This is a genomic window from Nocardia tengchongensis, assembly GCF_054781395.1.
The window spans coordinates 76,389-89,834 of the sequence record NZ_BAAGUM010000001.1; the positions used below are offsets into that span (position 1 = coordinate 76,389).

Sequence of the window (13,446 nt, forward strand, 5' to 3'; positions counted from 1 at the left end):
GGCCGCGTCATCCGATCGGGTGGTGGACGGTGACGAGCTTGGTGCCGTCGGGGAAAGTAGCCTCCACCTGCACGTCGTGGATCATCTCGGGGATCCCGGCCATGACGTCGTCCCGGGTGAGCACGGTCCGCCCCGATGCCATCAGCTCAGCGACGGTCCGCCCGTCCCGCGCACCCTCGAGCACGTGATCGGTGATGATCGCGATCGACTCGGGATGATTGAGTTTCAACCCGCGCGCCTGACGCCGCCGAGCCAATTCGGCCGCGTAACTCAACAGCAGGCGCTCCTGCTCATGCGGCGTCAATAGCATGCGGTCTCCTCGGCATCACGGGGACGAATCGTCGGTCATTCTGGCACGACCCGCGTTACCAGCATGTTTCAGCGATAACCGACCCGCCGCGCCCCACCCGATCCGCCCCCCGCCCACCCCCTCTACGTGCCCAGATTCTGCAACCGAACCTGCCCCCGAGCCACCGTCCGCTCCTGCTCATCGGTAATCACGACCTGCCACAACTGCTGCGACCGCCCCCGATGAATGGGCGCAGCCACCCCCGTCAACTTCCCCTCCCGCACCGCCCGCAAGAAATCAGTGTTGTTGTTCACCCCCACAACAGTCCCCCGATCCCCCAACCAGGCCCCACCCGCCACACTGGCCAACGTCTCGATCACCGTGCAGTACACCCCACCATTCACAATCCCTGCAGGCTGAAACAGCTGCGGCGTAACCACCCACTCCGCAGCCACCCCATCCCCACTCAACTCCGTGAATTTCAACCCGATCAGATCAGTGAACGTCCCCTCACTGAGCTTGTTCATCAGCTCAGGCGTCACATCGGCCAGGGATTTGATCGAAGAGAAGTCGTCGATTCCGTTAGTTGCATGGTCTCCAGTGGTCATGCATGGAGCCTAGCCAGCCGGTGATTGACAGCTGTCTCGCGCCGGTCACAGCGTGAACAACGAAGCCTCCCGGTCCTGTCCAGCACCGATGCCGGGATACCCCTCCGAGCACAGGCAACGGCTGGCGTTGCCACGCCTGGGCTACCGCAACCTGCGCCGCGCCGCGACGTATCTGCCGCAGGCGCAGATACCGGGAAAGGCTCTACCCGCTCGTGAAAGAGCTTGCCGCCGAAGGGATTCCCGTGGCGGTGACGCGCCGGGTGCTCGACCCGGTTGCATTCTGCACACCGACCGCGGAAGCCAGTTTCGTTCAAGGAGATTCGTTCGCGCGCTCAACCGGCACGGCATGGTCGGATCCATGGGGCGAGTCGGCGCGGCCGGCGACGGTTGAATACGCGATCTCACCAGTCTCACAGGCCCCGATCAGGGCAGACCGGGTCAACAGTGCCGGCACGGCGCTGCGGGCGCGGACCCAGCTTCCTTCACTCGTTCTCGTCGCTGATCTTCGAGATGCCTTGCCCATCGGAGGAAATCCTTGCCAAGAGGGCGTCGGCCGCAACCTCGAAGATCATGGGAAGGTCGATTTCGTCGGGCATGGTCGCCCATTGAGATCGCATCCCGTCGTTGAGCGCGAGAAGTTCGAGGACCGCCTGGCGCGCATCGACATTCGGTTTGAGCTCACCGTCGGCGATACCCCGTTCGAAGACCGGAATGAGCGCCGCAAGGATGCCGGCCATGTCGCTACGCATCCGCTCGCGCGCGGGGTTGGATTCGCGCAGTGATTCCCCGTTGAGCATGGCGCGAAATCGCACGAGTTCCGGGTACTGCATGCTCTCGCGGACCGAGGAGACGAGCTGCCGGAACAGCTCCCGCACCGACTGGAGCTGCGCGAAGACGGGCATGAACGGCTGCTCGCGCAGGTCGATGGTCGCGAGGAAGAGTTCCTGCTTAGTCCCGAAGTGGTGGATGACTGCGGTATCACTGATGCCCGCGTCCGCCGCGATCTTGGCGATGGAGGCCCTGTCGTAACCGAAGCGGGAGAAGTGATCGACCGCTGCGGTCAGGATCCGCTTGTGGGTTTCGTCGCCCGGCGCATACCGCCGCCGCGGCCTGCGTCGCGGTGGGAGCGCGTCGTCCGGGGAGCCCGGCCGATCCGATGCCATCGCGGACCTCCCCTGTATGCACGAGCGACTTCCGACGGACCGTCTCGAGCATAGCGGCTCACCCGGATCGGACCGGGGGGCCATCGTTCACAGGGTCTTCCCAAATATGAAGTGAGTACTTAGTATTTGCGTTCACAAGGCAGCAGGCCCTTCCACCGGACGCCTTGAACTGCGGTTATTCGTTCCAACTCGAAACGGAGAGATTGTCCATGAGATTGCCGAAACATAGGTCGCGCCTGCGCTGGATCGCGCGCGCCGCGGTCCTCGCGAGCCTGTCGTCGGTCATAGCGTCCGCCGCGCTTACCTCGGCGGGCGCCGGCGGACCGTACCCGCTCGACGACACGCTGCGCCTGAACCAGATCCAGACGATGGGTACCCATAACAGCTATCACCAGGGACTGATCCCACAGGGGCTGCCGCCCTCGCTGCTCGCCAAGTACCCGGACCCGCGGCTCACGATGGGTCTCGACTACAAGCACAAGCCGCTGTCCGAGCAGCTGAGCCAGCTCGGGGTGCGATCTGTCGAGCTCGACGTCTACGCCGACCCCAACGGCGGCAGTTTCGTCGACACCCCGATGCTCGCCGAGGTGGGTGCCCCGACGCGTATGGCCGACCCCGCGTGGGCCCAGCCCGGCCTCAAGGTCTTTCACATCCCGCAGGCCGACCAGCAGACCACCTGCGTGAAGTTCACCACCTGCCTCGGCGAACTCAAGCGGTGGTCGGACGCGAATCCCGGGCACGCGCCGATCATGGTGTTCACCGAGTTCAAGGACGTCGACTTCCTGGGTACCGCTCCGCATCCGCCGATTCAGCAATGGGGACCCGCGGACTACAACCGTGTGGACGCGGAGGTCCGATCCGTACTCGCGAACAACAAGCTCATCACGCCTGACGACGTCAAGGGCAACCACCCCACGCTGGAGGCAGCGGTCCTCGCCAAGGATTGGCCGACTCTCGCCGAGTCGCGCGGCAAGTTCATGTTCGTGGACTGCAACTGCCTCGTCGGTGACCGGCATCGCCGTGACTACCTGCGCGCGGACGGCAGCCTGTCCGGCCGCGTCATGTTCCCCACCTCTCAGCCGGGCAACCCTGACGCCGCGGTGATCCTGGAGGACGAGTCGGTCCCGAACGCCGCCCGGATCCGCCAGCTGGTCGAGGCCGGCTACATGGTGCGCACCCGCGCTGACAGCAACACCGTCGAGGCCCGCGCCAACGACCCAGCCGCCCGCGACGCGGCGTTCGCGTCCGGCGCGCAATTCGTCAGCACCGACTACCCCGAGCCGGATCCGCGGTTGAACACCGGCTACTCCGTCCAGGTCCCCGGCGGTACCCCGGCGCGCTGCAACCCGGTGAACGCGCCCGCCAACTGCCGCCCACAGGACATCGAGAACCCTGATTTCCTGCACGGATCACCGGGTACGGGCTCGAGCAGCGGGAGCTCTACCGGACGCCGGTTTCGGTAGCCACCATGAGCAATCCGAGTCGAAGGTGATGGAGCAATGAGAGCATTTACCGCAGTATCGGTGGCATTGGCGATCTTCGGAGGACTGTCGGCTCTGCCGGCGACGGCGTCTGCCGATCAGGAATTGATTGCCCCGTGGGCGAGAACTACCCCGGTCATGCCGGTGGACAATTTCACGGCACTGATCGCCTATGCCTTCGGGTATGCACAGTCCGGGAGCACGTTCACGCCGGGGACCATCAACGAACAACTGGCCGATACGGTTGTCGCGACTCTGGGCAATCGGTCCATCCCCGTCTATGCCCAGACCGAGATCGCGGAAGTCCTGAAATCCAAGTACGGAATGCGCGGCGTCATCTCTGTCGGAGCAGCCACCATGGCCGAAGTGGAGAGCCAAAATCCACGCACCCAAGGTGTGGCGCAAACCGTCGCCAATCAACGCGCGACCACCAAGGCGACCGATGTCATCGGTGTCATCGCTTTCCAGGATCACCTGTGGAGAGCCACCCAGACCACCAGGTCGGTGGGCTTCCACGCGTACGCCCCGAAAGGAATTTCCATGCCGAATGTCTACGCGGCGGACAATACCCAGGACGAGACCAGAACCCCCGATGTTTACCGGCCAATCGATACGGTGGCGTGCCTCCCGTTCTTGATCATGGGCGGATCCTCCGGTCTGTGATCGGAGCGCCGAGCTCGGCGGTCAGCGCGCCGCCGAGATTCGCACGGAGTATCCGGGCCATCGGTGCCGTCGCGGCCTTCCTGAAGGCGGCGCTCGGCAACATGCATCATGGTGAGTTCTCGACCTTGTTACGGGGTCGAATCCCCGAACCTGCAGTGCCGCGAGGTAACCCGCGATGCCGTAGGAGGAGAACTGCGGACAGGTGCCGGTCAGCGGCGCCATAGCGAACAGGCGGCGGAGGGCTGCGAAGCAACGCAAGTACTCGACCAACGGTATTGAACTAGTGGAACAGTGAGTTCACTCCGACGGAGTGCTGTCGCTAGGCGTCTTTGTTCGACGTTCAGACGAAGACAGTGACCGAAAATCCTGTTCATTCGATAGAAATACTCGCGCATATTTGCGATGCGGCTTTTTCGGGTTGAGTCACACCGCACCGAAAACAATTAACCGCGACCCATCCTCGTGCAGGTCGCGGGCCTTTTCTGTGCGTTTTGGTCGGCCCGGGTTCTGATTCAAGAAATTCAAGCCGAGTTATCCGAAAAACTCGACATTCGACCGATATTCGATCTACGCTTCGCTACTAGCGCGTTGGTTGCGAAATTCTTCCGCCACCTCAGTTCTGCGCGCCCAATTCTCAATGAGGAATTCGATGAAGGTTAGAAATGGAATCGGCACGGCGACCACGGTTGCCGCTATCGCCGTCGCGGCGGCCGCTGTCGCCACCCCGAGCCAGGCGGACCCGGCGCCGGCACAGCCCGACAGCGTCGCGGCGGCCGTCGCGGCCGGATACCGGGCGACTACGGATGGCGGCAGCATGGTCGCCACGATCACCAACGGAAGCTTCACACTCGACGGTATCGCCCATGCTGTGACACTGCGCGATCCGCGTGGTGCGGTGAAGGACGCTGTGCCGCTGGCCTTTGCCGTGGACGGGCAGCAATTCCCGATCGACGCCCAGATCGCGCCCGACGGTCGGTCCGTGCGGCTGACTCCGCAGCTGCCGTCCGGGCTCCCGAGCGCGACCGCGGTCGCCTCACCGCTCGAGAACCAGCTGGCCATGAACGATCTGATCAACTCGGTGAGTTTCGGACTCTCGGCGGGATCGCTGATCGGCACCGTTGTCGGCGCGGTTATCGGGGTCGGGGCGGGCCTGGCGGTCGCCGGAGCCTCCTGCGTGGTGCTGAGCATCGGATGCGTGCTCGCGGTCGTCCCGATCGTGGCCCTGCTCGGCGGCGTCGGCGGATTGGCCGGGCTCGTGCTCGGCGGCACACCGGGTCTGGCCGCGGGTCTGTGGAACTACTACACCACCATGCAGGCGGCTCCGGGCCACAGCAAGTACGCCGATCAGCTCCCCGGTCTCAACCAGCCCGTGCCCGCCGATGGCGGTGCGCAGTGAGGTTGCACAAGAAGACTCTGGTGCTGGCCGCGGCGGTGGCCGTATCGACCGCCGCCGCGGTCGCCTCGGGTCAGGCGTCCGCCGACCCCGTCGCCGCCAAGCCGGGCGTGGACTTCCACACCGATCTGCAGAACGGCTGGGTGGCAACCTCATTGGACTCCGGACAGTTCGCACCCGCACCGGACGGCGGCTCGATCGTGATTCTCGACGACGGTGGGCAGACGGTCGGCCAGATCCCCCTGGCGTTTCGGCTGGCGGACCGGGAATACCCTGTCCGGCAAGTGATCTCAGACGACGGCCGCACCCTGCGGCTGGCCGCCGATCTGGGCGGGAACGCGCCGCCGGCGCAGCCGGTGGCCTCGCCCCTGGAGAATCAGCTGGCCGCCAATGACGCCTTGTCGAAACTGTCACTCGCATCCTCGATCGGCCCGCTGGCGGGCGCTGCCGCCGGCGCGGTGATCGGGGCGGTCGTCGCACTCGCGTCGTGTGTGGTCCTCACCATCGGCTGCCTACTGACCGGGCTGCCCATCATCGGGGTGTTCGCCGGTGCGGGCGGCCTCGCGGGCACCATTCTCGCCGGCGGTGCCGCGGCGGTAACCGGTGCACAGACCTACCTGAACACCTTGGCCGCCGAACCCGGCAACAGCCAGTACGCCAAGGATGGACAAGGCACCGACGGCGCCGGTGTGCCCGACGCCGTGCTGCGAGTGCCCAAGCTGGCGACCGGTTCCAGCGGTGGCAGCAGCAGCGGCAGCGGTAAGCACTGACGGCTGTGCCGGTGCCCCGGGGCCGGATTCAGCCCTCGGCCCGGGGCATCGGACAACCCGACCAACGTCGTTCGGCAGCTGACCATGCTGATCACCCGCGCCCTGACCGGTTGAGAGGAAACCCGGGCCATTCCGTCACTGTGACGATGAATCGCCCGGACTCGACCGGCGGCGCATCATCGACGGAACACTCGTGCGATCAAGGCGTCCGAGCAAGTTACCCGGGATAGCCGCACTCGTCCGGACGCCTTCGAACCGCTTCATCCTCGAATTCCTGCACCGCTGAGCAGAATTCCCGGGTGGGCCGACCCGGCGCACGCTGCCGTGTATTTGCAAGTTGAGAATACTGGGCAATTGCCCAGGTTGAAAGGTATTGAAATGCAGCATCACGAAGCGACTCCGTATCGGGAAGGTGATGGGGCGACGAGTGGGCGTATGTCGGTCGACCGTCGTGGGTTTTTGACCGGCACGGCCGCCACTGCCGCCGGGGTCGCCGCGTTCGCGGCCACCGGTACGCCCGCCCGCGCCGAGAATGCCCCGGCCACCGGCAAATTCCCACTCCCCGACACCGACCGCCTGCGCATTCTCCTCACCGGCGACGCGGGCACCGGCGAGCGCCCGCAATGGCAGGTCGCCGACGGCATGCGGGAACAGCATGCGCGCGAACCGTTCTCCCTCGCCCTGGGTCTCGGCGACAACGTCTATGAGCACGGCCTGTGGTCCGACGACGACGCCCAGTTCGCCACCAAGTTCGAGGACCCCAACCACGACCTCGATTTCCCCTGGCTCATGGTGCAGGGCAATCACGACAACTCCTCGATCCTGCCCGGCGACGGCGGCTGGCTGCTGCGCGGCGATCACGAGGTGGCCTATCACGCGCGCTCGGCTCGCTGGTTCATGCCGTCCCGCTATTACTCGGTGCGGATTCCTGAGCAGCAGCCGGTCGTCGAATTCTTCGTGCTCGACCTCAATCCCATCGCCGCCTACCTGCCGCCGCTCTTCCAGCCCTACTGGGCGGCCGACGGCCAGTTCATGACCGAGCAGGCCGCCTGGCTGGACCAGGCCCTCGACGAGTCGCCAGCGAAGTGGAAGATCGCCTGCACCCACCACCCGTACCTCAACAACGGGCCACACAGGAACGCCGGAGAATACGAGGGATTGAGCATCGAGCCGATCAACGGCCGCTATGTGAAGGACTTCTTCGAGGCGCACGTGCTGGGCCGGTGCCAGTTCCTGCTGTCGGGCCACGACCACTCGCTGCAGGTGCTCGAACCCAATGCGGCTGCCAAGGGCACCCGGCAGATCATCTCCGGTGCGGCCGCGAAATCGGTGCACGGCGAACCCTACAACGCGGGCGGCAAACACACCGTCAATGGCGCACTCTACGAGAACTACACCGACCTCGGCTTCATGGTCCTGGACCTGACCCCCACGTCCGCCGACCTGGGGGTCTACACGGTCGATCTCTCGAACGGCCGGTCCGCCAACGTCTTCCAGCGCCGACTCGCGTAATCCGCGAACCGTGCCGGGCGCGTGACGGCCTAGACGATTGATTCCAAGGGGGGTGGTGCGCCACTGGGCCGCGCACCACACTCGAGGATTGCCGCTGTGATGGTCGTGAAGGGATCTTCGAGGATTCACATCGATTCAGCCTCGCCGACGAAGCCGCTGCCATCGGTCATGCGCACCTCCCGGTTTCGGACATCCACGAAAGGTGACTTGTAGTCGCCGGGCAGCGAGATGTAGGGAAGTTCGTCCCTCAGAAGGTTGAAGGTCGTCTCGGGGGTGGCCTCGGCCGAGTTGGGAATGCTGCCGGCCTGGGCGTGTATGTGCCACACGATGCCAAGCCCCTGCTACACCCGAGCGGACCGACGGACGGCGCGAAGGGCGTGGTCGGAGGCGATCGGCGGGCATATTCTGGCTGATGTGCCGCGGTTGCGAGCAACAGATGGTTGACGGCGACCCACTCGAGACGCAGCGTGATGTCGGGGTCGACGTCATCACGGAATTGAGCGAGGCCGGGTTCGAAGGCGCTGAGGCGATCGGCCGGGGCGGTTTCGGTGTGGTGTACCGGTGCAGTCAGATCGCCGCTGACCGCACGGTCGCAGTCAAAGTTCTCACTGGCGAACTTCAGGAGAATCGGGAGCGTTTCCTACGCGAGCAACGCGCGATGGGTCGACTCACCGGCCATCCGAATATCGCCGGCATGCTCGAGATCGGGCAGACCGCAACCGGGCGTCCGTATCTGGTGATGCCCTATTACTCCCGAGGCTCCCTCGACGCACGCATCCGGGGAAACGGTCCACTTCCCCTCGCCGAGGTCCTCCACCTCGGAGTGAAGACCGCGGGGGCGCTGGAGACGGCCCATCGGATGGGTGTCCTGCATCGTGATGTCAAACCGGCCAACCTTCTGTTGACCGATTACGGTGAGCCGGCGCTGACGGACTTCGGGATCGCCCACTTCGCCGACGGGTACCAGACGACGTCGGGTGCGATCACAGGCTCGCCCGCCTTCACCGCACCCGAAGTACTCGGCGGTCAGGCCCCGAGTCCTGCCTCGGACGTCTACGGGCTGGGCGCCACATTGTTCTGCGCACTCACCGGGCACGCCGCATTCGAACGCCGCAGCGGCGAACAAATGGTGGCTCAATTCGTGCGGGTCACCACCCGCCCAATCCCGGACCTGCGTGAGTCCGGCATCGCCGAGGACGTGTGCGCGACCGTCGAGGCGGCGATGGCTCGTGACCCGCACGACCGTCCCACGGCAGCGGAGGTGGGTGAGCAACTGCGGCAGATACAGCGAGACCACGGTTTTTCGGTCGACGAGATGGCGCTGTCTGCCGAGATCGACGCAGCACCGGAATCTGCCACCACTTCGAAAGATGCTGTGCCACAAATAGTTCCGTATTTCCGCAGCGACGGATTGCGGGCGGGGACGGGAAATCTCCCCTCGGAGCTGACCAGCTTCGTCGATCGGAGGACCCCGCTGTCCGAAGTCAAGAACCTGCTGTCCGGCTCGCGGCTGGTGACGCTGACCGGGATCGGCGGCGTAGGCAAGTCACGGCTCGCCTTACGGGTCGCTCACAACCTGCAGCGGAAGTTCAAGAATGGGACATGGCTGATCGAGTTGGGCGACCTGCGTGACAAGGAGTCGCTGCCGAGCGTCGTGGCTGCCGTCTTCGGCGTGTATGACCGCGGCGGTGGACCGACACTCGACACGCTGATCGAGTTACTGGCCCCCCATGATCTGCTCCTGGTAGTGGACAACTGCGAGCATATGGTCGAGGCGGTCGCAGAACTGGCCGGATCGCTCATGCGAGCCTGCCCGGACGTGCGGATCCTGGCCACCAGCCGCGAGGCCCTCGATATCCCGGGGGAGGCGGTGTACCCGCTGCTGCCACTGGATATACCCGATCCGGCCGCCAATCCGTCGTTGCGGACTGTGGCACGGTACGACGCGGTGACACTCTTCGCAGAACGGGCAGCCGCAGTGTTGCCCATGTTCGAGGTGAGCGACGACAACAGGTTATCCGCCGCCAGGGTCTGTGCACGGCTGGACGGCCTACCGCTGGCAATAGAACTGGCCGCCGCGCGCCTGCGGACGATGTCCGTCGAACAGATTCTGGCCCGGCTGGACGACCGCTACGCTCTCTTGACTCGGGGCAGCCGGAGCGCACCCAGGCGGCAGCAGACGATGCATTACAGCATGGACTGGAGCTATGACCTGTGCACACTGGACGAACAGCGGCTGTGGAGTCGATTATCGGTGTTCACCGGCGGGTTCGAACTCGACGCGGTCCTGCACGTGTGCTCCGCCGACACGACCGAGCCGGATTTGCACGATACGTTGTCGGGCCTGGTGGAAAAATCGATCCTCATCCGCAAGGAAGTGGCCGGCTCGGTGCGGTTCCAGATGCTAGAGACGGTCCGCGAGTTCGGTCAGGAGAAGGCCGCGGAGTCCGGAGAGTATCCCCTCCTGCGCCGACAGCATCGGGAATGGTGCGAGCAACTGGTGCGCGAGGCGGATGCCAACTGGATCGGGCCGCGCCAGATGGACTGGGTCGAACGGCTCGAGCGCGAGCTACCGAATCTTTGGGAAGCGCTGGAGTTCAGCCTGACCGAATCCGCGGACAGCGGGCTGCGGATCGCTACCACCCTGTACATGTTCTGGCTGTTGCGGGGCCGGATCAGCGAGGGCCGCCGGTGGTTCGAACGGGTTCTCGCCCGCCCGTCCGGAGGCCGGACCGTGGACCGGGCCCGGGCGCTCCTCGCCGTCAGCTTGATGGCAGGGCTTCAGGGTGACCTGCAGACCGCCGCCGGCCAGGTTATGGAACTGGCCAGCCTGACCGAGCAGACAACCGACCCGATGGTCCCGGCGCTGCTCGCGCACACCCAGGCAAATTACGCTCTCACTGTCGGCGAGGGTGATCCGTCCCGGGCGGTTGCCGATCTGGAGTACGCGCTGCGCACCTACGAGCTCTGCGGTGACGGCGGAATGCAGTTGGACGCTCGGATCTCGCTGGGATGGGCCTATGCACTGCAAGGCGATACCCTCCGAGCCCTCGACTGTCTGCAGAAGGCACTCGACCTCACCGAATCCGCCGGTGAAACGATCTATCGGTCGTGGGCACTGTGGTCAGCGGGATTCGCCGCGTGGCGCGGCGGTGAGCCCGACCGTGCCACACGCTCGCTCGCGGATGGAATTCGATTGGCCCGCATGGCCGCTGATCCGCTCGTCGCCACAGGCTGTCTCGCGACGCTGGCCTGGATCGCCGCGGAGCAGCGCGATGCTCAGCGGGCGGCTGTCCTCATGGGCGCGGCCGATGCCTTGGGACGCCTGGCGGACACCTCCACCATTGTTCGTCTCGAAATGCTCACCTATCGTGACGAGTGCGAGCAGCGCAGCCGTCGAGTGCTCGGTGCACGCGCATTCGATGCGGCCCGGCAAGAGGGCGCCTCGATGAGTCTCGATGCCGCAGTCGCTTACGCTCTCGGCAAGCCGTCCCGAGCCACCTCGTCGGCCGATCGTTCGCCCGAGAGCCTCACTGCGCGCGAACGACAGGTCGCCAACCTTGTCGCAGAAGGTTTGACCAACAAGGCAATCGCCGATCGTCTGGTCGTTTCGCCGCGGACCGCGCAGGGGCACGTAGAACATATTCTCATCAAACTGGGCTTCACCTCGCGCGCGCAGATCGCGGCGTGGGCCGTAGCCCAGACCGCTGACACGGCCGAGTGATCGAATGCTCGGAGGCGTGCGTCGTGAACCTAGCGGCCGATGAGTCGGCGATCCCGGCAGTAGCTATTGGGCGGGTGGGTTCGCCGCGTGCAGGATGTCGACGGCGCGGGCCGCGATGTCTTGGCGCAGTTCGGATTCGGGGATGTCCTGGAGGCCGGTGGCGGCGCGCAGGAAGGGGGCGAAGAGTTCCCAGCCGATTACGAGGGCGGTGGTGTGGGCCGCGGTGAGGGCGGCGGTGCGGTCGTCGGCGCCGGTTGCGCGGATGTGGTCGACCAGGGCCGTCATCACCGGGAAGCGTTGCTGCATTTGGCCGACCGGGTAGCCGTCGAGCAGGCAGCGGGCGATGACGGTCAGATGGCGGCGGTAGGCCGCGGGGGTGGTGCCGGAGTCGAAGCCGGTGAAGTCGGCGGTGCCGTGTTCCTCGCCGAGGTGGTCGAGGACGGCCGCGACCAGGTTCTCCTTCGCGCCGAAGTGGCGGAACACCAGGCCGTGGTTGACGCCGGCGCGTTCGGCTATGTCGCGGACCGAGGTGGCGGCCGGTCCGCGTTCGGCGAACAGGTCCGCCGCGTGCCGCAGGACAGCCGCGCGCACCTCGTCCCGTCCGGTGGGGTTTGAAATCTCCGGGATCGAATCGGTAGCGGGTTCTGTAGTCACACGACTACAGTAGCTCTCATACGACTGTAGTCACTCGACTACAGTGAGTGTGAGGAGAGTCGAATGTCCGAATCGACCATGACGGCCACACCGGTAGACAGCGCCGAGCAGGGGGTGCGGCCCTTCAAACTGGGTGACTATCCGCTGCTGGCCGGGCCCTTCGTCCACCTGCGGGCCGAGCGCGAGCGGCTGGCCGCACTGCGGTGGCAGCATTTCGACGCTCGGCAGGTCGCGGCGACCCTGGGTGCGGAGATCAGCGGCGTCGACCTGACCGTCCCGCAGCCGCCGGAGGTCATCGCCGAACTGCGCCGCGCCCTGCACGACTACAAGGTGCTGTTCTTCCGGGACCAGCCGCTGACTCCGGACCAGCACGTCGCCTTCGCCCGGCGCTTCGGCGAACTCGAGATCCATCCCGCCCTGGCCGCCAGCTCCGATCAGCCCGAACTGGTGCGCTTCGAGAAAGGCGCGCAGATGGTCGGCGTCGAGAACGCCTGGCACCATGACGTCACCTGGCGCGAGCAGCCGTCGATGGGAGCGATCCTGCACGCGGTGGCCGTCCCCGCGATCGGTGGCGACACCCTGTTCTCCGACATGTACGCCGCCTACGAATCATTGGACGCCGAAACCCGAACGGAGATCGACGATCTCGATGCCGTCCACGATTTCACCCGCGCCTTCGGCGCCCACGCCTCGCCCGAGCAGCAGGCCGAGATGCGCCGCCGCAACCCGTCGGTGACACACCCGGTCGTCGCCACCCACGCCGAGACCGGCCGCAAACATCTCTACGTGAACCGCATCTTCACCGACCACATCGTGGGCTACGAGCCCGACCGCAGCCATACCCTCATCGACCGCCTCGCCCGCGCGGCCGACTACCCCGAACACCAGGTCCGCCTGACGTGGCAGCCGCACACCGTCGCCTTCTGGGACAACCGCGCGGTCCAGCACTACGCCGCCAGCGACTACTGGCCCCAGCCCCGAATCGTGGAGCGCGCCTCCATCATCGGCCCCCGCCCCACCCGCTGAGTGACCACCAGCCGAAATACCGTCCTCGAACCAGAAGCCCGAAGTGCTTGCAAGTTAGGTAAGCCTGACCTACACTCATGACCGGCGTCAGGATCGTGTGAGGCCCCGAGGGCTGCGGTGGCCCCGATCCCCTGCCGGTGGTGGGTTCTGTCGAATGTGATCG

General features: G+C 65.7%; 12 protein-coding genes and 1 pseudogene. 8 read left to right on the forward strand and 5 right to left on the reverse strand.

The genetic code is table 11. The features are described 5' to 3' along the window. Positions 1-7: 7 nt before the first annotated feature. Positions 8-310, reverse strand: a complete 303-nt coding sequence (locus ACYVKL_RS00410) for an urease subunit gamma (protein ID WP_379170034.1) — start codon at positions 308-310, stop codon at positions 8-10. Positions 311-432: 122 nt separating this feature from the next. After that, positions 433-816 (reverse strand): PaaI family thioesterase, encoded by a 384-nt coding sequence (locus tag ACYVKL_RS00415; protein WP_379170644.1) that lies wholly within the window; start codon positions 814-816, stop codon positions 433-435. A 358-nt stretch (positions 817-1,174) separates the two neighbouring features. Here ACYVKL_RS00415 and ACYVKL_RS00420 point away from each other — a divergent pair. Further along, positions 1,175-1,282, forward strand: a pseudogene (locus ACYVKL_RS00420) (IS3 family transposase); the annotation flags it as partial. A gap of 97 nt (positions 1,283-1,379) precedes the next feature. Here the strand turns inward: ACYVKL_RS00420 and ACYVKL_RS00425 are convergent. Further along, positions 1,380-2,060 carry a TetR/AcrR family transcriptional regulator gene (locus ACYVKL_RS00425; protein ID WP_379170036.1) on the reverse strand — a complete coding sequence of 227 codons (681 nt, stop codon included), beginning with the start codon at positions 2,058-2,060 and terminating at the stop codon, positions 1,380-1,382. Between the two features lie 209 nt (positions 2,061-2,269). Between ACYVKL_RS00425 and ACYVKL_RS00430 the strand changes: the two genes are divergently transcribed. From ACYVKL_RS00430 to ACYVKL_RS00450, 5 genes are all read left to right on the forward strand, one after another. After that, positions 2,270-3,523 (forward strand): Ca2+-dependent phosphoinositide-specific phospholipase C, encoded by a 1,254-nt coding sequence (locus ACYVKL_RS00430; RefSeq protein WP_379170038.1) that lies wholly within the window; start codon positions 2,270-2,272, stop codon positions 3,521-3,523. Positions 3,524-3,559: 36 nt separating this feature from the next. Beyond that, positions 3,560-4,204, forward strand: coding sequence for a hypothetical protein (locus ACYVKL_RS00435; protein WP_379170040.1), 645 nt, complete (start codon positions 3,560-3,562; stop codon positions 4,202-4,204). 649 nt (positions 4,205-4,853) lie between these two features. Then, on the forward strand, positions 4,854-5,600 hold the full coding sequence (locus tag ACYVKL_RS00440; protein ID WP_379170042.1) for a DUF8020 domain-containing protein: 747 nt from the start codon (positions 4,854-4,856) through the stop codon (positions 5,598-5,600). Then, complete coding sequence (locus ACYVKL_RS00445; RefSeq protein ID WP_379170044.1) at positions 5,597-6,367, forward strand: DUF8020 domain-containing protein; 771 nt, start codon at positions 5,597-5,599, stop codon at positions 6,365-6,367. Before ACYVKL_RS00440 ends, ACYVKL_RS00445 begins: the two co-directional genes overlap by 4 nt. Before the next feature lie 435 nt (positions 6,368-6,802). Next, positions 6,803-7,879 carry a metallophosphoesterase gene (locus tag ACYVKL_RS00450; protein ID WP_379170051.1) on the forward strand — a complete coding sequence of 359 codons (1,077 nt, stop codon included), beginning with the start codon at positions 6,803-6,805 and terminating at the stop codon, positions 7,877-7,879. A gap of 125 nt (positions 7,880-8,004) precedes the next feature. Here ACYVKL_RS00450 and ACYVKL_RS00455 read toward each other — a convergent pair whose 3' ends face one another. Continuing rightward, entirely contained in the window at positions 8,005-8,205 is a 201-nt protein-coding gene (locus tag ACYVKL_RS00455; protein ID WP_379170053.1) for a hypothetical protein, read from the reverse strand. 110 nt (positions 8,206-8,315) lie between these two features. Here ACYVKL_RS00455 and ACYVKL_RS00460 point away from each other — a divergent pair, with 110 nt between their 5' ends. Beyond that, positions 8,316-11,603, forward strand: a complete 3,288-nt coding sequence (locus ACYVKL_RS00460) for a protein kinase domain-containing protein (protein WP_379170055.1) — start codon at positions 8,316-8,318, stop codon at positions 11,601-11,603. A 63-nt stretch (positions 11,604-11,666) separates the two neighbouring features. On the opposite strand, the gene ACYVKL_RS00465 is transcribed toward ACYVKL_RS00460, so the two are convergent. Beyond that, complete coding sequence (locus ACYVKL_RS00465) at positions 11,667-12,257, reverse strand: TetR/AcrR family transcriptional regulator (protein WP_379170057.1); 591 nt, start codon at positions 12,255-12,257, stop codon at positions 11,667-11,669. A gap of 63 nt (positions 12,258-12,320) precedes the next feature. On the opposite strand from ACYVKL_RS00465, the gene ACYVKL_RS00470 reads away from it, so the two are divergent. Next, positions 12,321-13,283, forward strand: coding sequence for a TauD/TfdA dioxygenase family protein (locus tag ACYVKL_RS00470; RefSeq protein ID WP_379170059.1), 963 nt, complete (start codon positions 12,321-12,323; stop codon positions 13,281-13,283). Positions 13,284-13,446: the final 163 nt, after the last annotated feature.

Excerpts from the sequence above, each read along its gene's own strand:
- ACYVKL_RS00470 (WP_379170059.1), top strand. The coding sequence starts at position 12,321 with ATGTCCGAATCGACCATGACGGCCACACCGGTAGACAGCGCCGAGCAG.
- ACYVKL_RS00435 (WP_379170040.1), top strand. The coding sequence starts at position 3,560 with ATGAGAGCATTTACCGCAGTATCGGTGGCATTGGCGATCTTCGGAGGA.
- ACYVKL_RS00415 (WP_379170644.1), bottom strand. The coding sequence starts at position 816 with ATGAACAAGCTCAGTGAGGGGACGTTCACTGATCTGATCGGGTTGAAA.
- ACYVKL_RS00460 (WP_379170055.1), top strand. The coding sequence starts at position 8,316 with ATGGTTGACGGCGACCCACTCGAGACGCAGCGTGATGTCGGGGTCGAC.
- ACYVKL_RS00450 (WP_379170051.1), top strand. The coding sequence starts at position 6,803 with ATGTCGGTCGACCGTCGTGGGTTTTTGACCGGCACGGCCGCCACTGCC.
- ACYVKL_RS00410 (WP_379170034.1), bottom strand. The coding sequence starts at position 310 with ATGCTATTGACGCCGCATGAGCAGGAGCGCCTGCTGTTGAGTTACGCG.
- ACYVKL_RS00430 (WP_379170038.1), top strand. The coding sequence starts at position 2,270 with ATGAGATTGCCGAAACATAGGTCGCGCCTGCGCTGGATCGCGCGCGCC.
- ACYVKL_RS00440 (WP_379170042.1), top strand. The coding sequence starts at position 4,854 with ATGAAGGTTAGAAATGGAATCGGCACGGCGACCACGGTTGCCGCTATC.
- ACYVKL_RS00425 (WP_379170036.1), bottom strand. The coding sequence starts at position 2,060 with ATGGCATCGGATCGGCCGGGCTCCCCGGACGACGCGCTCCCACCGCGA.